17 protein-coding genes are annotated in these 18,004 nt (G+C 66.8%); 10 read left to right on the forward strand and 7 right to left on the reverse strand.

Translation table 11 applies throughout. The features are described from left to right. Window positions 1–70 precede the first annotated feature (70 nt). Window positions 71–211, forward strand: a complete 141-nt coding sequence (locus ACJQWL_RS02000; protein ID WP_330968176.1) for a hypothetical protein — start codon at window positions 71–73, stop codon at window positions 209–211. Between the two features lie 60 nt (window positions 212–271). On the opposite strand, the gene ACJQWL_RS02005 is transcribed toward ACJQWL_RS02000, so the two are convergent. The 5 genes from ACJQWL_RS02005 to ykgO all read right to left on the reverse strand — a co-directional run bounded on the left by ACJQWL_RS02005 (window position 272) and on the right by ykgO (window position 4,222). Beyond that, window positions 272–1,519 (reverse strand): TraB/GumN family protein, encoded by a 1,248-nt coding sequence (locus tag ACJQWL_RS02005; protein ID WP_330968177.1) that lies wholly within the window; start codon window positions 1,517–1,519, stop codon window positions 272–274. Between the two features lie 34 nt (window positions 1,520–1,553). Continuing rightward, complete coding sequence (locus ACJQWL_RS02010; RefSeq protein ID WP_330968178.1) at window positions 1,554–2,453, reverse strand: carbon-nitrogen hydrolase; 900 nt, start codon at window positions 2,451–2,453, stop codon at window positions 1,554–1,556. 37 nt (window positions 2,454–2,490) lie between these two features. After that, window positions 2,491–3,546: an agmatine deiminase family protein gene (locus tag ACJQWL_RS02015; protein ID WP_330968179.1), complete on the reverse strand. Its 1,056-nt coding sequence runs from the start codon at window positions 3,544–3,546 to the stop codon at window positions 2,491–2,493. 37 nt (window positions 3,547–3,583) lie between these two features. After that, entirely contained in the window at window positions 3,584–3,913 is a 330-nt protein-coding gene (locus tag ACJQWL_RS02020) for a hypothetical protein (protein WP_330968180.1), read from the reverse strand. A 183-nt stretch (window positions 3,914–4,096) separates the two neighbouring features. Continuing rightward, window positions 4,097–4,222, reverse strand: a complete 126-nt coding sequence (gene ykgO, locus ACJQWL_RS02025) for a type B 50S ribosomal protein L36 (protein WP_010342887.1) — start codon at window positions 4,220–4,222, stop codon at window positions 4,097–4,099. A 166-nt stretch (window positions 4,223–4,388) separates the two neighbouring features. Here ykgO and cmk point away from each other — a divergent pair, with 166 nt between their 5' ends. From cmk to ACJQWL_RS02070, 9 genes are all read left to right on the forward strand, one after another. Beyond that, a complete protein-coding gene (gene cmk / locus ACJQWL_RS02030) occupies window positions 4,389–5,087 on the forward strand; it encodes a (d)CMP kinase (RefSeq protein ID WP_330968241.1) in 699 nt (232 codons plus the stop codon). Between the two features lie 134 nt (window positions 5,088–5,221). Continuing rightward, window positions 5,222–6,910, forward strand: coding sequence for a 30S ribosomal protein S1 (gene rpsA / locus ACJQWL_RS02035; protein ID WP_330968181.1), 1,689 nt, complete (start codon window positions 5,222–5,224; stop codon window positions 6,908–6,910). Window positions 6,911–7,112: 202 nt separating this feature from the next. Then, on the forward strand, window positions 7,113–7,418 hold the full coding sequence (locus ACJQWL_RS02040; RefSeq protein WP_330968182.1) for an integration host factor subunit beta: 306 nt from the start codon (window positions 7,113–7,115) through the stop codon (window positions 7,416–7,418). 87 nt (window positions 7,419–7,505) lie between these two features. Continuing rightward, a complete protein-coding gene (locus ACJQWL_RS02045) occupies window positions 7,506–7,790 on the forward strand; it encodes a lipopolysaccharide assembly protein LapA domain-containing protein (RefSeq protein WP_330968183.1) in 285 nt (94 codons plus the stop codon). 4 nt (window positions 7,791–7,794) lie between these two features. Next, window positions 7,795–8,973 (forward strand): lipopolysaccharide assembly protein LapB, encoded by a 1,179-nt coding sequence (gene lapB, locus ACJQWL_RS02050; protein ID WP_330968184.1) that lies wholly within the window; start codon window positions 7,795–7,797, stop codon window positions 8,971–8,973. A gap of 6 nt (window positions 8,974–8,979) precedes the next feature. Continuing rightward, window positions 8,980–9,978 carry an MraY family glycosyltransferase gene (locus ACJQWL_RS02055; RefSeq protein ID WP_330968185.1) on the forward strand — a complete coding sequence of 333 codons (999 nt, stop codon included), beginning with the start codon at window positions 8,980–8,982 and terminating at the stop codon, window positions 9,976–9,978. Beyond that, window positions 9,975–11,888 carry a polysaccharide biosynthesis protein gene (locus ACJQWL_RS02060; protein ID WP_330968186.1) on the forward strand — a complete coding sequence of 638 codons (1,914 nt, stop codon included), beginning with the start codon at window positions 9,975–9,977 and terminating at the stop codon, window positions 11,886–11,888. Before ACJQWL_RS02055 ends, ACJQWL_RS02060 begins: the two co-directional genes overlap by 4 nt. Further along, window positions 11,888–12,811 carry a UTP--glucose-1-phosphate uridylyltransferase GalU gene (galU, locus tag ACJQWL_RS02065; protein WP_330968187.1) on the forward strand — a complete coding sequence of 308 codons (924 nt, stop codon included), beginning with the start codon at window positions 11,888–11,890 and terminating at the stop codon, window positions 12,809–12,811. Before ACJQWL_RS02060 ends, galU begins: the two co-directional genes overlap by 1 nt. Before the next feature lie 99 nt (window positions 12,812–12,910). Continuing rightward, window positions 12,911–14,200 carry an NAD(P)/FAD-dependent oxidoreductase gene (locus ACJQWL_RS02070; RefSeq protein ID WP_411300678.1) on the forward strand — a complete coding sequence of 430 codons (1,290 nt, stop codon included), beginning with the start codon at window positions 12,911–12,913 and terminating at the stop codon, window positions 14,198–14,200. A gap of 79 nt (window positions 14,201–14,279) precedes the next feature. Here the strand turns inward: ACJQWL_RS02070 and ACJQWL_RS02075 are convergent, their stop codons facing one another. Together ACJQWL_RS02075 and ACJQWL_RS02080 are read right to left on the reverse strand one after the other, a co-directional pair. Next, window positions 14,280–15,482, reverse strand: a complete 1,203-nt coding sequence (locus tag ACJQWL_RS02075) for an acetyl-CoA C-acyltransferase (protein WP_330968189.1) — start codon at window positions 15,480–15,482, stop codon at window positions 14,280–14,282. A 139-nt stretch (window positions 15,483–15,621) separates the two neighbouring features. Then, window positions 15,622–17,997, reverse strand: a complete 2,376-nt coding sequence (locus ACJQWL_RS02080; RefSeq protein WP_330968190.1) for a 3-hydroxyacyl-CoA dehydrogenase/enoyl-CoA hydratase family protein — start codon at window positions 17,995–17,997, stop codon at window positions 15,622–15,624. Window positions 17,998–18,004 lie beyond the last annotated feature (7 nt).

The following is an 18,004-nucleotide window of genomic DNA, read 5'->3' on the forward strand; positions in this document are numbered from 1 at the left end:
CCCGGCGGGGCGAGACTGCCCCTCGCAACCGCACCGGTTGCGTCGACATCAATCACAGGGAAGCCTGATCATGAAAAGGAAAGTCGCGGTGGTCGCAGTGGCACTCGCATGCCTGCTGCCAATCGGAAGCGCCGTCGCCGAGGAACGCAGTCCCATCCTCGAGAAGATCTGCGAGGCGGCTCCGGGGTTCTGCAAGCTCTGGCAACTCTGACTTCGCAAGCCTCGATCTGAAGACGGCCCCGTGATCCCACGGGGCCGTTTCGTTTCCTTCTCATCCGAACAGCGTGCCGAGCATCCGCAGGCCACCGGTCCACACGCCGATGGCGGTGCCCATGCTGGTCAGGAAGAAGTTCAGCAGCACGCGGGAGACCCGGTTCCGCCACCACCCCCGGGCTGTCTGGATGTCGTCGCGCAATGCCATGAAGTCGGCATAGGTCGGCTTGCGCAGCCATGCTTCGGTCAGCGCGCTGAGCGTGCCGGAGGCAAGGGCGGGGTGGAGCGGGGTGATCGGGGAGGCGAGGAACGCCACCAGGATGCTCAGAGGGTGGCCGCCGGCGAGGGCGCACCCGATCGCTCCGAGTACGCCAGTGGCGAGTGCCCACTGCAAGAGCAGGTCGGCGCCCACGTCGATTCCACCCTGCCAGAAGCCCCAGGCGAAACCACCCAGCACGAAGACCGCCAGGATCAGGGTGAACCACGGGATATTGCTCTTGGCGGGCACCGACTCAAGCGACTCGCGCTCGGCGGAGGCGTCCCGGGTGTCTTCCCGCAGGTGGCGCGCCATGCCCTGCAGATGGCCGGCACCGACTACCGCAAGGACCTCGGTGCCCGCGGCGAGCGGCTCCCCGCCAACGCCTTCGCCCACCTCGCGCAGCCGCGCTGCCATGTACCGGTCGCGTTCGGCGATCACGCTCTCATACAGGGCCGGGCTGTCGCTGGCGAACTCGCTGAAGCTGGCTTCGAGGATGTCGCCCTGCTTGAGCTTCTCGATCTCTTCGTCGCCCACGGTGTCTTCGGCCAGCAGGGATGCCAGCAGCCCACCCATCAGCTTGGCCCGGCCCCAGAACCCCAGCCGCGCCGACGCGCGCCTGAAGGTCAGGCCCACGTCGCGGTCGATCAGGTGCACCGGGAGGTCGCGATGGCGTGCCTCCAGCACCGCGCGCTTCAGCTCCGCGCCCGGCTCCACCCCCAGCTGCTCGGCGAGGCGACGCTGGTAGGCCGACAGGGCAAGGTTGGCGGCGAACATCGCGGTGCGATCGCTGCGGATCACCTGCACCAGGTCGAGCCGGGCGAGCGAGTCCGGATCGGTCAGCGCGTTGAGCCGGTTTTCGTCGAGCTCCACCGCGACCACGTCGAAGCTGCCGCCCGTGATCGCGTCGCGCACCGCCTCCACGCTGGCACGCGAAATGTGCGCGGTACCCATCAGGGTGTAGCGCACGCCGTCGCGTTCGACCACCTCGTGCGGCTGGCTGCGCCAGTCGGTTGGAAGGGCGGCTTGGGGTGCGACGGCTTCGGTCATGGGCTCTGGTCGATGGATGAGGGGAACGCGTGGATCAGTCGCGGTAGCGGCGTAGCAGGTCGCCGTAGGCGTCGATCCGCCGGTCGCGCAGGAACGGCCAGATACGGCGGACGTGTTCGCTGCGCTGCAGGTCGACCTCGGCCATCAGGACCTGCGGCTCGCCACCGGCTTCGGCCAGGAACTCGCCTTGCGGCCCCAGCACATGGCTGCTGCCCCAGAAGTCGATGCCCGATGCACCGACCGGGGAGGGCTCATGGCCGACGCGGTTGCACGAGAGCACGGGCAGCCCGTTGGCCACTGCGTGGCCACGGTGGCTGAGGATCCAGGCATCACGCTGCCGGGCCTTCTCGTCCTGCGCGTCGTCGGGATCCCATCCGATCGCGGTGGGATAGAGCAGGATCTCCGCCCCCGCCAGCGCCATCAGGCGCGCGCCTTCCGGATACCACTGGTCCCAGCACACCAGCACGCCCAGGCGGCCCACCGACGTGTCGATGGGCTCGAAGCCCAGGTCGCCCGGGGTGAAGTAGAACTTCTCGTAGAACCCCGGGTCGTCGGGGATGTGCATCTTGCGATACTTGCCGGCAATGGAGCCATCGGCCTCGAACACCACCGCGGTGTTGTGGTAAAGCCCGGCTGCGCGGCGTTCGAACAGCGAACTGACAAGCACCACGCCGTGCGCCCTGGCCAGCTTCGACAACCGCTCCGTGCTCGGCCCGGGGATGGGCTCGGCCAGGTCGAACTCGTCCACCGACTCGTGCTGGCAGAAGTACGCGCCGTTATGCAGCTCCTGCAGGAGCACCAGACGCGCACCGTTGCCCGCGGCCTCGGCTACGCGGTCCTCGATCAGCGAGAGGTTGGCCGCGGCATTGCCGCCCGCCTGGTCGATGATGGCGCGCTCCTGGATGAGCGCGACAGTGAGGGTCTTGTTGGCCATGACGTCCCGGGTCGGAAGTTCGTCGGATGCGTGACGGTCAACCGCGTGCGCTGAATGCGCCAGCGGGCAGTTGCATGGTGATGCAGTGGAGGCTTCCGTTCTGCCAGATCAGCGGCCGGCAGGGGACCTGCACGACCTCCCGGCCGGGGAAGGCCGATGACAGCACGTCGGCTGCAGACTGGTCGACGCTTCGACCTTCGTCGTCCTGCCCGTAGGCGGGCATCAGCACGGCACCGTTGATGATCAGGAAATTGGCGTAGCTGGCCGCCAGGCGGCGGCCCTCATCGACGACGGGTTGCGCCCACGGCAGCTTGAAAAGTCGGTACGGCTCGCCATCCGTCGTCCGTAGTGCCGCCAGTTCCTTCCCCATCGCCTGCAACTCGTCGTAGTGCGAGTCGGTGGGGTCGTCGCAGCCCTGGTAGACGATGGCATCGACGGCCGCAAAGCGGGCCAGCGTGTCGACATGGGCGTCGGTGTCGTCGCCCTCCAGGTAGCCGTGCTCCAGCCACAGCACACGGTCCTGGTGGAGCCAGCCGGCCAGCCGGGAAGTGAGGTCGTCGCGGGTGGCACCCGGGTGGCGTTCGTGCAGGCACTGCCACGTCGTCAGCAGCGTGCCCTGGCCGTCGGTTTCGATGGCGCCGCCTTCCAGCGCGAAGTCGAACGGGCTGTGCTCGGCGCTGCCGAGAACCCCGCCTGCGTGCAACTGTTCCACCAGGCGGTCATCGCGCCCGGCCTCGAATTTGCCGCCCCAACCCGTGAACCGGAAATCGAGCAGGCGGTGGCCGGTGGGGCCGGCCAGCGTGATGGGGCCGGAGTCGCGCAGCCACGTATCGTCGTAGGCCACATCGACAAAATGCACGCGGTCCATGTCGATGCGCGCGGACGCCAGTCGGGCACGTGCATAGGCCTGAACGTCGTCGTCCGCCACGCAGATGACCGCAGGCTGGAAGCGGGTGATCGCCTCGACCAACGCGATGTAGGTCTCCTCGACCTGTTCCAGCCGGTCTGCCCAGTCGGTGCCGGCGTGCGGCCACGCGATCAGGACCGCGGACTGGGGCTCCCACTCCGCGGGGAAACGGTATCTCTCGGTCATTGGCTTGCGTGTCTGGAGTGAGCCCTGGTGGGCAGGTTCAGCGGATGGGCGGACTGGGGCCGACTTCGGTCGGATCGGCCTTGTTGAGGACGGCGTCGATGACCCGGTCCCTCTCGAAATAGACAGTGAATTGCGGGTAGACCCAGCGGTTGATGGTCGGCCACTGGCGCTTCTGGCCACCGCGGGGATCCATGCGTGCGGAGGGAGCGCCGTGGCGCGCCTGGACCTGGGCCATGCTCAGGCCACGGGCGGGCAGGGCCATGGCACCTTCCTCATGCACGCGCTCGATCAGCAGCGTCTGGGCGGATGCAGCCATCGGCAGCGCCAACAGCGCGGCCATCGAAAGGGCGGAAATGCGAAGGATCATGGGTCGGCCTCGTCGTCGGCGCCATTTGCGCGCCCCGATTCTAAGCACACCGGTGCAATGCGACGCGTGCATGGCCCGATGGCGGCCAAGGGCACGGACGGGGCGGAGGACCGGGGGCGCAAACAGAAAGGCCGCCTTTCGGCGGCCCTCTTTCGATGCCCGGCAGCACCGGGCGTCGGCGGATCAGCGCTGGCGAGCCTTGAAACGCGGGTTCGACTTGCAGATCACGAAGACCTTGCCACGGCGGCGAACGACCTTGCAGTCGCGGTGACGGGCCTTCGCCGACTTCAGGGAGGACAGGACCTTCATGACAGACCTCGGCAACGGATAGGGGAAATCAAGCCCGCGAGTATAGCGGCGGTGCGACAGGGGAAGCAAGGGGGCACGCATCCGCCCAATCCGCCAGCCGGACTGCTGCCAACAAGCTGGCACGTCCGGCTGTCGGCACATTCATAATGGTGCGATGAGCAACGACATGTCGACCGACTCCGCCAACACGCCCGCGAGCATCCCCGTTCTGACCATCGACGGCCCCTCCGGGTCGGGCAAGGGCACCATCAGCCGGCTCGTGGCCCGGGAGCTGGGCTGGCACTACCTGGATTCGGGGGCGCTGTACCGCGCCATCGGCGTCGCCGCCGGCTGGGCCGACCTGGACCTGGCCGACCCCGCCTCGCTCGTGCGGTGCGCATTCGACACGGACATCAGCTTCCGTGAACAGGGCGACGAGCTGCTGGTGCTGGTGAACGGCACCGACGCCACGACCGAATTGCGCACCGAAACCGCCGGTGCCGCGGCTTCGGCCATCGCCGCGATCCCCGAAGTCCGCTCGGCGCTGAAGGCGCGCCAGCGCGACTTCCGCCAGGCGCCGGGGCTGGTCGCCGACGGCCGCGACATGGGCACGGTCATCTTCCCCGACGCAGCCCACAAGGTGTTCTTGACCGCCAGCGCCGACGAAAGGGCGGAAAGGCGCTATAAGCAGTTGAAAGACAAGGGGGTTCCGGTTACATTGGCCGGTCTGCTGCGGGAGATTTTGGCCCGCGACGCCCGCGATGCCAATCGCGCGGTGGCTCCGTTACGGCCCGCGCACGACGCGGTCTGCATCGATACCACCGGTATCGGCATCGACGAGGTGGTCCAGCGCGTCCTGGGGACGATGCAGGGCCAGGTCCCGTAGCAGAAGAACTCCTGCCGGTAAGTCCCGGCGGGTCATCCATCACAACACTCACGGCCATACGCAATCCCGCGCAGGCCGACAACGGGTGGACCGGCCGCGGTGCCGGTCTGTGTCATCAACCGAGTAACTTTCCAATGACCGAATCATTTGCCGAACTGTTCGAACAGAGCCAGCAGTACCTGGCCAAGCTGAAGCCGGGCGCCATTGTCATCGGTACCGTCGTCGAAGTCCGCGGCGACGTCGTGGTGATCAACGCCGGGCTGAAGTCCGAGGGCATCGTCCCGATTGAACAGTTCCGGAACGAAGCCGGCGAAATCGACGTGGCAGAGGGCGACCAGGTCAAGGTCGCGCTGGACACGATCGAGAACGGCTTCGGCGAGACCGTGCTGTCGCGCGAGAAGGCCAAGCGCGCCATGGTGTGGGACGAACTCGAGGAAGCCCTCGAGAAGAACGAGACCATCACCGGCCGCATCAGCGGCAAGGTCAAGGGTGGTTTCACCGTCGACATCAAGGATGTCCGCGGCTTCCTGCCCGGTTCGCTGGTCGACGTGCGCCCGGTGCGCGATTCGACCTACCTGGAAGGAAAGGAGCTCGAGTTCAAGCTGATCAAGCTGGACCGCAAGCGCAACAACATCGTCGTCTCCCGCCGCGCAGTGGTTGAGAGCGAGCACTCGGAAGAGCGCGAGCAGCTGATGGAGAAGCTGGTCGAGGGCGCGGTGCTGAAGGGCGTGGTCAAGAATCTCACCGACTACGGCGCGTTCGTGGACCTGGGCGGCATCGACGGCCTGCTGCACATCACCGACATGGCGTGGAAGCGCGTTCGCCATCCGTCCGAAGTGGTGGAAGTGGGTGCCGAGCTCGACGTTCGCGTGCTCAAGTACGACCGCGAGCGCAACCGCGTCAGCCTGGGCCTGAAGCAGCTGGGCGAGGATCCGTGGGACAACATCGCTCGTCGCTACCCGTCGCAGACCCGCGTGTTCGGCAAGGTTTCCAACGTCACCGATTACGGCGCGTTCGTCGAGATCGAGCCGGGTGTCGAAGGCCTGGTCCACGTCTCGGAAATGGACTGGACCAACAAGAACGTCAACCCGTCCAAGATCGTGCAGGTGGGCGACGACGTCCAGGTCATGGTGCTGGACGTGGACGAAGAGCGTCGCCGTATCTCGCTGGGCATGAAGCAGGTCACGTCCAATCCGTGGGAGACCTTCGCCGTGCTGCACAAGAAGGGCGACAAGGTCGAAGGCCAGATCAAGTCGATCACCGACTTCGGCATCTTCATCGGCCTGGACGGCGGCATCGACGGTCTCATCCACCTGTCGGACATCAGCTGGAACTCCACCGGCGAAGACATCGCCCGCAACTTCAAGAAGGGCGACACGCTTGAGGCGGTGGTGCTGGCGGTGGACCCGGAGCGCGAGCGCATCAGCCTGGGCGTCAAGCAGCTGGAGCAGGATCCGTTCGGCCAGTACATGGCAACCAACGCGAAGGGCTCGATCGTCAACGGCAAGGTGAAGGAAGTCGACGCCAAGGGCGCGTCGATCGAACTGGCCGACGGCATCGAGGGCTACGTCGCGGCACGCGACATCGCCAAGGAGCGGGTGGACGACGCGACCAAGTTCCTGAAGGTCGGCGACGACGTGGAAGCCCGCTTCATCGGCATGGACCGCAAGGGCCGCACGATGCAGCTGTCGATCAAGGCAAAGGACGAGGCGGAGATGCAGGAGGCCGTGGCCGACTACAACCGCGCCCACTCCGAAGCCGCCAGCGGCACCACCAAGCTGGGCGCGCTTCTGCGCGAGCAGCTGGGCGGCAAGTCGGAGTAATCCGGCTCATGCAGAACGGAGGCGGCCCTTCGCGGGGCCGCCTTTGCTGTGTAGCAAGCGCCGGTACGCGGCTTGACGCGGATCGGTACGGGGCCAGCGGGCCGCCGTGCCGATCCGCGTCGGTCCGTGCCCGGCCCATCGAGGTCCGCGGGCGTCCCGGCGACAGCGCCGGGGTCGCAGGCAGGGGGAGTCGCGATACGCCATGACCAAGTCCGAATTGATCGAAATCCTGTCGCACCGCCAGCCACACCTGAAAGGCGACGACGTGGACATGGCGGTCAAGGCGTTGCTGGACATGATGGGCGCGTCGCTTTCGGACGGGCACCGCATCGAGATCCGGGGTTTCGGCAGCTTCTCCCTGCACTACCGTCCTCCGCGCATGGGCCGCAACCCCAAGACCGGTGAATCGGTGGCACTGCAGGGCAAGCACGTGCCGCATTTCAAGCCCGGCAAGGAGCTGCGCGAGCGCGTTAGCGCCGTCATGCCGCTTGACGACGAAGCCGCCTGATCGGTCGCGACTGCCGGCGGAGCAGCACCCATCACCGGGGCGCTGGTCTAAGCTGGCGCCTGCCGGATTGAAAGGAGACCACCCCGCATGCGCCTTATCCGCATTCTGGTTGCATTCGCCTGTCTCGCGACGGGCGCCATCGTCGGTGCGTTGAACCGCGACCTCGTCCAGATCGATTTCGGTGTCCTGGTTATTGCGACCACGCTTGGCATTGCGCTGATCGTGTCGCTTCTCCTGGGCGTCCTGATCGGCGGGCTTTCGGTAAGCGCTGCGGTCGTCTTACCCCTACGCCGTCGCCTGTCCAGGGTCGAGCGCGCGCATCACGCTGCGGTGGAGTCGAGCGCGTTGGCGCAGACGCGTCCAGAGGCCTGACCCGATGGCTTTCATCAGTGAATGGTTCTGGTTTTTCCTGCTGCTGCCGATTGCGGCCGTCAGCGGGTGGGTGGTCGGTCGCCGCGGCGGTGAGCGGCACAGCGATTCCCAGGTCAGCCGGCTGTCGACCACGTATTTCCGGGGATTGAACTACCTTCTCAACGAGCAGCCCGACAAGGCCATCGAGCTGTTCCTGCACATCGCCGAACTCGACAAGGACACGTTCGAAACACAGGTCGCTCTGGGTCATCTGTTCCGACGCAGGGGTGAAGTCGACCGGGCGATCCGCTTGCATCAGGCGCTGGTGCAGCGCCCCGGCCTCAGCGACCCTCAGAAGGTCCAGGCGTTGCTGGCGCTTGGCGAGGACTACATGCGCTCGGGACTGCTGGACCGGGCGGAAACCGTATTCAGCGATCTCGTGGCCCTGGACATGCGGGCACCGCTGGCATTGCGTCACCTGATCCACATCTACCAGTCCGAACGCGACTGGGACAAGGCCATAGAGAATGCGGGGCGTTACGAGGCCGCCACCGGGGAACCCATGGGCAAGCTGATCGCGCAGTTCGAGTGCGAGCTGGCCGACCGCCATCGCGCCGCGGGTCAAGTGGACGAGGCCCGCCTGGCGGTGGGTCGCGCATACCAGGCGGACGCCAATTCGGTTCGCGCCGGAATGCTGGAGGGGCGCATCGAGGTGGAAGCGGGCCACCATGCCGCGGCCATCCGTGCGTTCGAACGCGTGGCGCGAGGCGATCCGGACTACCTGCCCGAGGTGCTCCCGGCGTTACTCGAGAGCTACGGGCACACGGGCGACAGTACCGGTGCCCGGGCATTCCTGGCGGAGATGTGCGAGCACTACCGGGGTATTGCCCCGGTGCTGGCGTTGGCACGGATGGTCGAAGCCGGGGAGGGCGTGACAGCGGCGCGTGCCTACCTGGCCCAGCAGCTCAAGGACCGGCCCTCCGTCCGCGGCGAGGCCGCCCTGATCGATCTGGCGCTGGCCGAGGGCGTCGACCCCATGGCGACACTGCACGACCTCAAGCACATCACCGACCAGCTGCTCGTAAGGAATCCGAGCTACCGCTGCAACCGATGCGGTTTCGGCGCCCGAAGCCATCATTGGCAGTGCCCCAGCTGCAAGGAGTGGGGCACGGTCAAGCCTTTGCTCAACTACGCCGTGGTCTGACGACGCATGCTGGGTTGGGTGGCCGTGTTCTTCCTGATGGCAGTGGCCGGCACCCTGTTGGCGCGCCGCTATGCCTTGCAACGGGCGCTTGTGGACGAGCCGGGAGAGAGGCGCAGCCATGCGGTGGCGACACCGCGGGGAGGCGGAGTGGCCATTGTCGCGGTCTTGCTGGCCGCCTGCATTGCCCTGGCATTCCGACACCCCGGCCACCTGCCATGGCTCGGGGCATTCGGCATCGGCCTGTGCCTCGTTGCGGGTGTTGGCTGGCTGGACGACCACCGTCCGCTTTCGCCTTGGGTGCGGCTGGGTGTCCACTGCGTGGCCGCCGCTGTGCTGATGGCGCCGATTGCGCTGGGGGCGGACCGGCCGCTGCTTGCCTTGATCGGTTTCGGCCTGGTCGTGACCCTGACCAACGTCTGGAACTTCATGGACGGGATCAATGGCCTCGCCGCCAGCCAGGCTGCGATAGCTGGAGCCGCGCTGGCGCTGGTGCTGGGTGGTCCCGCCGCAGCATTGGGGTGGGCCCTGGTGGCTGGTTGCGCGGGCTTCCTTCCCTTCAACTTCCCCAGCGCCCGCATTTTCCTCGGGGATGTGGGGAGCGGGGCGCTGGGTTTTGCCGTGGGCGCGCTACTGGTGTTGGCCGGCCTGCCGGACCCATCACTTTCGCCACTGTTGCTTCTACCGCTGGCGCCCTTCCTGGTCGACGCCTCCTTGACCCTCGGCAGGCGCGTTATCCGCGGCGAGGCGTGGTGGACCGCACACCTGCAGCACGCCTACCAGGGATGGGCACGGCACTCGGGTCATTCCCTTGTAACCGTCCTGTACGGGGCGGCGGCGGCGGGCGGGGCGGTCGTCCTGCTGGCGCTCGCCGGGACGGGAACCACGGCCATTTTCATCGCGATTTTCGCTTTGGCGTGGTATACGTCCGCGGCTTTCGCGTGGGTCTGGCTGCAGAAGGGCTCCGCGTCCCGCGCACTCCAGTTGGAAAAGGACCGTTCTGAATGACTGCCTGGCGTGACCGATGGAGTGGCGCATTGCCCCGGATCGCGGTGGTGGGCCATGACCTCGCGATGGTCTGGCTGGTGTGGCTTGGCCTGCACTGGATGCGTTACAGCATCGTCCCCAACCCGCCCTCGATCCCGCTGTGGAGCACCGAAGTCGCACTGGTGCTGGCAGCGCAGGGCGTGGTGTTCTGGCAGGTCGGCCTTTATCGGGGTTTGTGGCGCTTCGCCAGCGTCCCGGACCTCTGGAACATCCTCAAGGCCAGTGTCCTGGGGATGGTGGCGATAGCCGTGGGCCTGTTCCTCTATAACCGCATGGACATGGTCTCGCGGTTGGTGCTGGTGCTGTATCCGCTGGTGCTCATGGGCATGTTGGGTGCCCCCCGGTTGATGTACCGCGCCTGGAAGGACAGTCGTAACGAGCGCAGCCAGGAGCGTTCGGTGCGCATCCTGATCCTGGGTGCGGGCCATGCGGGCGAGGCCCTTGTCCGGGACCTGCGTCGGCTTGGGACGTATCAGCCGGTCGGCTTTCTCGACGATGCCAGCCGGTTGCGGGGAACCAAGGTGCAGGGTGTGCCCGTGCTGGGCAAGGTGTCGGACGTCACTGACGTAGCGCGCGAGTCGGCGGCAGGACTGCTGGTGATCGCCATGCCGTCGGCGAATGCCACCGCGCTGCAGCGCGTGGTAGTGGCCTGCGAGCGCACCGGGCTGCCCTTCCGCATGGTGCCGCGCCTGGGCGACGTGCTCGAAGGGCGATCGCTACCGGGCGAACTGAAGGAGGTGGCGATCGAAGACCTGCTCGGCCGCAAGCCGGTGTTGCCGGACTGGAAGGCGATCCGGGACTGGCTGGGTGCACGGTCTGTGCTGGTGACCGGTGCGGGCGGCTCCATCGGTTCGGAGCTGTGCCGCCAGTGCGCACGCCACGGAGCGCGCCGAATTGCCCTGGTCGAAATCGATGAGCTGGCACTCACGACCACCGAGACCCTGTTGAGGCGTGACTTCCCCGATGTCGAATTCATCCCGGTCCTGGGTGACTGTGGAGATCCTGCGGTAATCGGGCACGCACTGGGCCTCTCCGGGCCCGAAGCTGTTTTCCATGCTGCCGCGTACAAGCAGGTCCCGTTGCTGGAGTCGCAGTTGCGCGAGGCCGTGCGCAACAACGTGCTGTCGACCGAGACGGTGGCCCGGGCCTGCCGCAAGAGCGACGTGGGTACGTTCGTACTGATCTCGACCGACAAGGCGGTCGACCCCGTCAACGTGCTGGGCGCCACCAAGCGACTGGCCGAAATGGCGTGCCAGACCCTCGCGGAGGGGAGTCCTACCCGCTTCGTCACAGTCCGGTTCGGCAACGTCCTGGACTCGGCGGGAAGCGTGGTGCCGCTCTTCCGCGAGCAGATCCGAAACGGAGGCCCGGTCACGGTGACGGACCCCGACGTGACCCGCTACTTCATGACTATTCCGGAAGCGTGCCAGCTGATCCTGCAGGCATCGGCGATCGGAACCCACGAGGCCATCTACACCCTCGACATGGGCGAGGCGGTGCCGATCCGCTTGCTGGCCGAGCAGATGATCCGACTTGCGGGCAAGCAGCCAGGACGTGACATCGCGATCGTCTACACCGGTTTGAGGGCAGGGGAGAAGCTGCACGAAACCCTCTTCCACGCGGACGAGCGCTATCGCGCAACGGGACACCCCAAGATCCTGCAAGCCGAGCAAAGACAGGTGCACGCGTCGGAAATTGAAGCGTCGCTGCTCGCCATGCGCGAAGCCTCTGCACGCTACGACTGCGTTGTGCTTGCTAGCCTGCTGCGCTCGACCGTGCCCGATTTCAGGCCCTTGAACGAAATGGCGCTTCCCGCTCTGGACTCGACCACCGTCGTTGCATTCCCCGCACGCACCGCCAGGAAGGTTTGATGTCCCCAAGCAGCACGCAAAACTCCGTATCACGGGTACGGAAGGCCGTTTTTCCCGTCGCCGGACTGGGGACGCGTTTCCTCCCCGCGACAAAAACCGTCCCGAAGGAGATGCTGCCGATCATCGATCGTCCCCTGATCCAGTACGCCGTCGATGAGGCCATTGAAGCCGGCTGCGACACGCTGGTATTCGTTACGAACCGCTACAAGCATGCCGTTGCCGATTACTTCGACAAGGCCTACGAACTCGAACAGAAGCTGGAACGCGCGGGCAAGCACGAGCAGCTCGAACTGGTGCGCAACATACTCCCCGAGGGCGTCCGGGCCATATTCGTGACACAAGCCGAGGCGCTCGGTCTGGGCCATGCCGTTCTCTGCGCCAAGCCCGTAATCGGCAACGAACCCTTCGCCGTGATCCTGCCCGACGACGTCATCTGGAACCGAGGGCCGGGCGCACTCAAGCAGATGACCGACGCCGCGGCCGGCACGGGTGCCAGCATGATCGCGGTCCAGGACGTGCCTCGCGAGAAGACCGGCAGCTACGGCATCGTCGCCACCGAAGAGTTCGCCGACCGCCAGGGTCGCATCCGGAGGATGGTCGAGAAGCCCAGCCCCGACCAGGCGCCGAGCACACTGGCGGTGGTAGGGCGCTATGTGCTGACTCCCCGTATCTTCGACCTGTTGGAGGCGACCCGTCCCGGTGCGGGCGGCGAAATCCAGCTGACCGATGCCATCTCCGCCCTGTTGAAGGAAGAGACGGTGAACGCCTTCCGGTTCCGCGGGACGCGCTTCGACTGCGGAACGCACCTGGGCCTCATCGAAGCGACCATCCGATATGCGCTTGACCACGAAAAGCTCAGCGAAGCCGCCCAACGGCTGATGCAGGATGCACTGAAGGAGCTCGGCGTCACCGAGCTGGAGTGACGTCGCTCCCTTGCCGTTGCGACCGGCGTAGCGGATTTCCTGCCAAGACTGCCGCTCCGGATGGCCGTCGGACGCGATCCGATTCCCTTTGCCAAACGCATGAGTAGCTACTACCACCAGATCGCCAGCGCCGCAGGCCATCCCGAGCTGCAAGAGCCGGTTGATGCGCAGGTGTGCGTTATCGGGGGCGGCTTCGCGGGGCTCAACACCGCGTTGGGCCTGGTCGAGCGGGGCGTCCACGATGTGGTTGCCCTGGAAGCCCATGGCGTCGGCCACGGCGCATCAGGCCGCAACGGGGGTTTCGTATTCGGGGGCTTCTCTCGCGGCGAGCAGGCCCTGCTGGATGGACTCGGGCCCGACCGCGCCCGCAAGCTCTACCAGGGGACGCTGGATGCGGTGGAGTTGATCCGCCAGCGCATCCACACCCACCACATCGACTGCCAACCGGTAGAGGAGGGCGTGCTCTGGGCGAACTGGTTCCGCGACCCGGCCATACTGTTGCAGCGGCAGCGACTGCTGGCGGATTCCTTCGGAGTGCATTGGGAGCGGATCGGGCCCGGCGTGCTGCGCGACCGCCTTCATACGGATCGGTACCACGGCGGGCTCCTGGAGGTACGCGGGTTCCACTTCAACCCATTGCGCTACGCACGTGGGTTGGCCCAGCTGGTGGTCGCGGGTGGCGGCAGGGTCCATGAAAACAGCCCGGCGCTGTCGCTCGAGCGGGAGGGGTCGGGCTGGCTGGTCAAGACCCCGCGCGGATCGGTCCGGGCCGAACAGGTCGTGCTGTCGTGTGGGGGCTACCTGGCGGGGCTGCGCCGCCGCGTCGACGCGGGCGTGATGCCCATCGCCACCTATGTGATGGTTACCGAGCCGCTGGGCGGCCGCTTGGGCTCAGCCATGGCGACAGGGGCAGCGGTCTATGACACCCGTTTCGCCTTCGATTACTACCGTCCCCTGCCGGACACACGCCTGTTGTGGGGCGGCCGCATATCGGTGCTGGATCGCCCGCCCGATGCCGTGGAGCGGCTGCTCCGGCGAGACCTCCTGAAAGTGTTTCCCCAGCTGCACGGTGTGCGGATCGATCACGCCTGGTCGGGCCTGATGAGCTATGCGCGCCACCAGATGCCCCAGGTCGGGCGGATCGAGCCAGGTCTATGGCTGGCGCAGGCGTTCGGAGGGCACGGCGTCGCGCCCACCACGTTCGCCGGTGAAGTGCTCGCCTCGGCGATTGCCGAGGGCGACGGACAGTGGCGCGAATTCGAACATTACGGCCTGGTATCGGCGATGAAGCCGGCCGGTTACGTCGGGGCGCAGGCGAGCTACTGGTGGCACCAGGCCGGCGATGCCTGGAAAGCGTGGCGCGAGTCCACGAGCCGGACCCCAACCTGACGGCGGCGGGGACTCGCAAGGCAGCACTCTATCGATCCGCGACGATGGCATGCGGCTGCATGCCATCGCCTGCCCCGGGTCAGAGCGCTTCGAAGATGCCAGCAGCGCCCATGCCGGTGCCGATGCACATCGTCACCATGCCGTACTTCTGCTGCCGCCGGCGCAGACCGTGGATGATCGTGGCCGTGCGCACCGCGCCCGTCGCGCCCAGTGGATGGCCCAGGGCGATCGCGCCGCCCAGCGGGTTGACCTTCGCCGGGTCCAGTTCGCAGTCCCGGATAACGGCCAAAGCCTGGGCGGCAAAGGCCTCATTGAGCTCGATCCAGTCCAACTGGTCGCGGGTGAGGCCGGCTTGCCTGAGCGCCTTCGGGATAGCGGCGATCGGGCCGATGCCCATCACCTCGGGTCGAACGCCGGCCACCGAGAAGCTCACGAAGCGCGCCAGCGGCGTCAGGCCGTAGTCCTTGACCGCCTGTTCGGACGCCAGCAGGACCGCGCCGGCGCCATCGCTCATCTGCGAGCTGTTGCCCGCGGTCACCGTGCCGCCGAACTGGCCATTGCGGAACACCGGCCGCAGCTTGGCCAAGCCTTCAAGCGAGCTGTCCTGGCGTGGGCCTTCGTCGATGTCGACAACGCGCTGGCGGGTCCGGACGCTGCTGCCAGCAAGGTCCGGCAGGGCGGAGACAATTTCGTAGGGGCTGATCTCGTCCTTGAATTCTCCTGCCTGGATCGCGGCGATGGCCTTCCGGTGCGAGGCGAGGGCGAATGCGTCCTGATCTTCGCGCGAGATCTTCCATTCCTCGGCCACCTTCTCGGCCGTGATCCCCATGCCGTAGGCGATCGCGACGTGGTCGTCCTTGAACACCGCCGGCGAAAGGGCAACCTTGTTACCCATCATGGGCACCATCGACATCGACTCCGTTCCACCGGCCAGCATGAGGTCGGCGTTGCCGAGCCGGATCTGGTCGGCGGCCAGGGCGACCGCCTGCAGGCCGGAGGAACAAAACCGGTTGATGGTCTGGGCGGCAACGGTATCGGGCAAGCCTGCAAGCAGCACGCCGATGCGCGCGACGTTCATGCCCTGCTCGCCCTCGGGCATTGCGCAGCCGATGATGGCGTCGTCGATGCGGTTGACGTCGACTCCCGGCGCCTGGGCGACAACGGACCTGAGCACGTGCGCCAGCATGTCGTCGGGGCGGGTGTTGCGGAACACGCCACGCGGCGCCTTGCCCACGGGGGTGCGGGTGGCGGCAACGATGTAGGCGTCCTGGATCTGCTTCATGGTGTTCTCCGGAGGCTGGGCCTTGCTGGTGACGGTCGGTTGCGAGCAGCCGAAATCCGTCACTGAAGTCCCGGCGGATGGTGATTTGTCGTTCGACCTTGGCGGTGGAGCGCGCCGGGTCAGGGGCGGCGCGCCGTTATCAGTTCCGCAACGGCTTGCCGGTTTTCAGCATGTGCGCGATGCGCTCCTGGGTCTTGGGCATCTGCGCCAGGGCGACGAAGTGTTCGCGCTCGAGCCGCAAAAGCCACTCTTCGTCCACCAGCGCGCCCCGGTCGACTTCGCCACCGCACATCACCGTCGCGATCCGGCTGGCGATCTCGTAGTCATGCGGTGAGATGAAACGCCCCTCCAGCATGTTGACGAGCAGCATCTTGAAGGTGGCGATACCCACGTCGCCCGCCACCTGGATCCTGCGGGCGGGCAAGGGCGGGCGGTACCCGCCCTCGGCGAGGGCACGGGCCTCTGCCTTGGCGACGTGGAGCAATTCGTGCGCGTTGAAGGCGATCCGATCCGAGTCGCGGGCGAGCTTGAGGTTGCGCGCCTCCATTGCCGAGGTGGACACCTTGCCCATCGCGACGCTCTCGAATGCAACCTTCAGCTCGGCGAAGACATCGCCACCCGGGCCCGCGCTCTCCGACGCCCGCACCGCGAACTCCTTCAGGCCGCCGCCTGCCGGCAGCAGGCCTACGCCCGCTTCGACCAGTCCAACGTAGCTTTCCAGCCCGAATACGGTTCGCGCCGCATGCATCTGGAACTCGCACCCGCCGCCCAGGGCGAGGCCGCGAACCGCCGCCACCACCGGCACCAGCGCATACTTGATCCGCTGGCTGGTTGCCTGGAAGTTGGCGACCATCGCCTCGAAACCGGCGACGTCGCCGGCCTGGAGCAGGCCCAGCGCGCCTGCCAGGTCGGCACCGGCCGAGAACGGCTCCTTCGGCTGCCACACCACCAGTCCGGTGAAGTCGCGCTCTGCCACGCCAATGGCCTCCTGCAGGCCGTCCAGGACGTGGTCGTTCACGGTGTGCATCTTGGTCTTGAAGCTGACGACGGCGATGTCGTCGCCTTCGTCGGCCCATAGCCGCACGCCCTCGTTCTCGAACACCGTCCGCCCCTGCGCGAAACGCTCGCCCACCAGCGGGTCGGGGAATCGTTGGCGGGTATAGACCGGGTTGGAAGAACGCGGCGCCTTGGCTTCCCTGGAGGGGCTGTAGCTGCCGTCGGACATGTGCACGCCGTCACGTCCGTCGAAGACCCAGTCGGGCAGGGCGGCGCTGCTCATCGCGTGGCCTGAGACGATGTCCTCCGCGATCCACTCCGCGACCTGCGTCCAGCCTGCGGACTGCCAGGTCTCGAACGGACCCATCGACCAGCCATAGCCCCATCGGATCGCGAGGTCCACGTCGCGCGCGGTGTCGGCAACGCTCTCGAGGTGGTAGGCGGTGTAGTGGAAGGTGTCGCGGAAGCAGGCCCAGAGGAATTTCGCCTGCGGGTGCTCGCTGGCCCGAAGCGCGGCGAATTTCCGGGCCGGGTCGCGCTCCTTCAACAGTGCGGCGACCTCGGGGGCCAGTTCGAAGGAGGCGGGCCGGTAGTCCTGGGTCCCCAGGTCGAGCACCAGGATGTCCTTGCCCTTCTTGGTGTAGAACCCCGCGCCCGTCTTCTGCCCCAGCGCGCCCTTCTCGACCAGCGCGGCCAGCCACTTGGGCGCCTTGAAGTACCGGTGCCAGGGGTCCTCGGGCAGCGTGTCGCCCATGGTCTTGATCACATGCACCATCGTGTCCAGGCCGACCACGTCAGCGGTCCGGTAGGTGGCCGACTTGGGGCGGCCGATGGCAGGGCCGGTCAACGCGTCCACGGTGTCGAAGCCGAGCTTGCACTGCTCGGTGTGGTGCATGGCCGCCAGCATCGAGAACACCCCGATGCGATTGCCGATGAAGTTCGGCGTGTCCTTGGCGATCACCACGCCCTTGCCCAGGGTGGTGGTCAGGAACGCCTCCAACTGGCCAAGCACGGCAGGATCAGTGGATTTGGCGGGGATCAGCTCGGCCAGGTGCATGTAGCGCGGCGGGTTGAAGAAATGGACGCCCAGGAAACGCGGCCGCATGCCCTCTGGCAACACGTCGGCCAGCGCATTGATTCCCAGGCCCGAGGTGTTGCTGGCGAGGACCGCGTGGTCCGCGACATGGGGCGCAATCCTGCGATACAGGTCCTGCTTCCAGTCCATGCGCTCGGCGATCGCCTCGATGACCAGGTCGCATCCCTCGAGCAACTCCAGGCCCGTCTCGTAGTTGGCCGGCACGATGCGCTCGGCCAGCGCCTTGTCGGCCAGCGGGGCCGGGCTGAGCTTGGCGAGGTTGGCGAGGGCCTTGGTGACGATCCCGTTGGGGTCTCCGTCCTTGGCGGCCAGGTCGAACAGCACCGTGTCCACGCCGGCGTTGGTCAGGTGGGCGGCGATCTGGGCCCCCATGACACCTGCCCCCAGGACGGCGGCACGCCGTACAAGCAATTTCTCAGCCATGTTCGGT

It is taken from the genome of Novilysobacter viscosus, from assembly GCF_046600715.1.
Classification (GTDB): domain Bacteria; phylum Pseudomonadota; class Gammaproteobacteria; order Xanthomonadales; family Xanthomonadaceae; genus Lysobacter_C; species Lysobacter_C viscosus.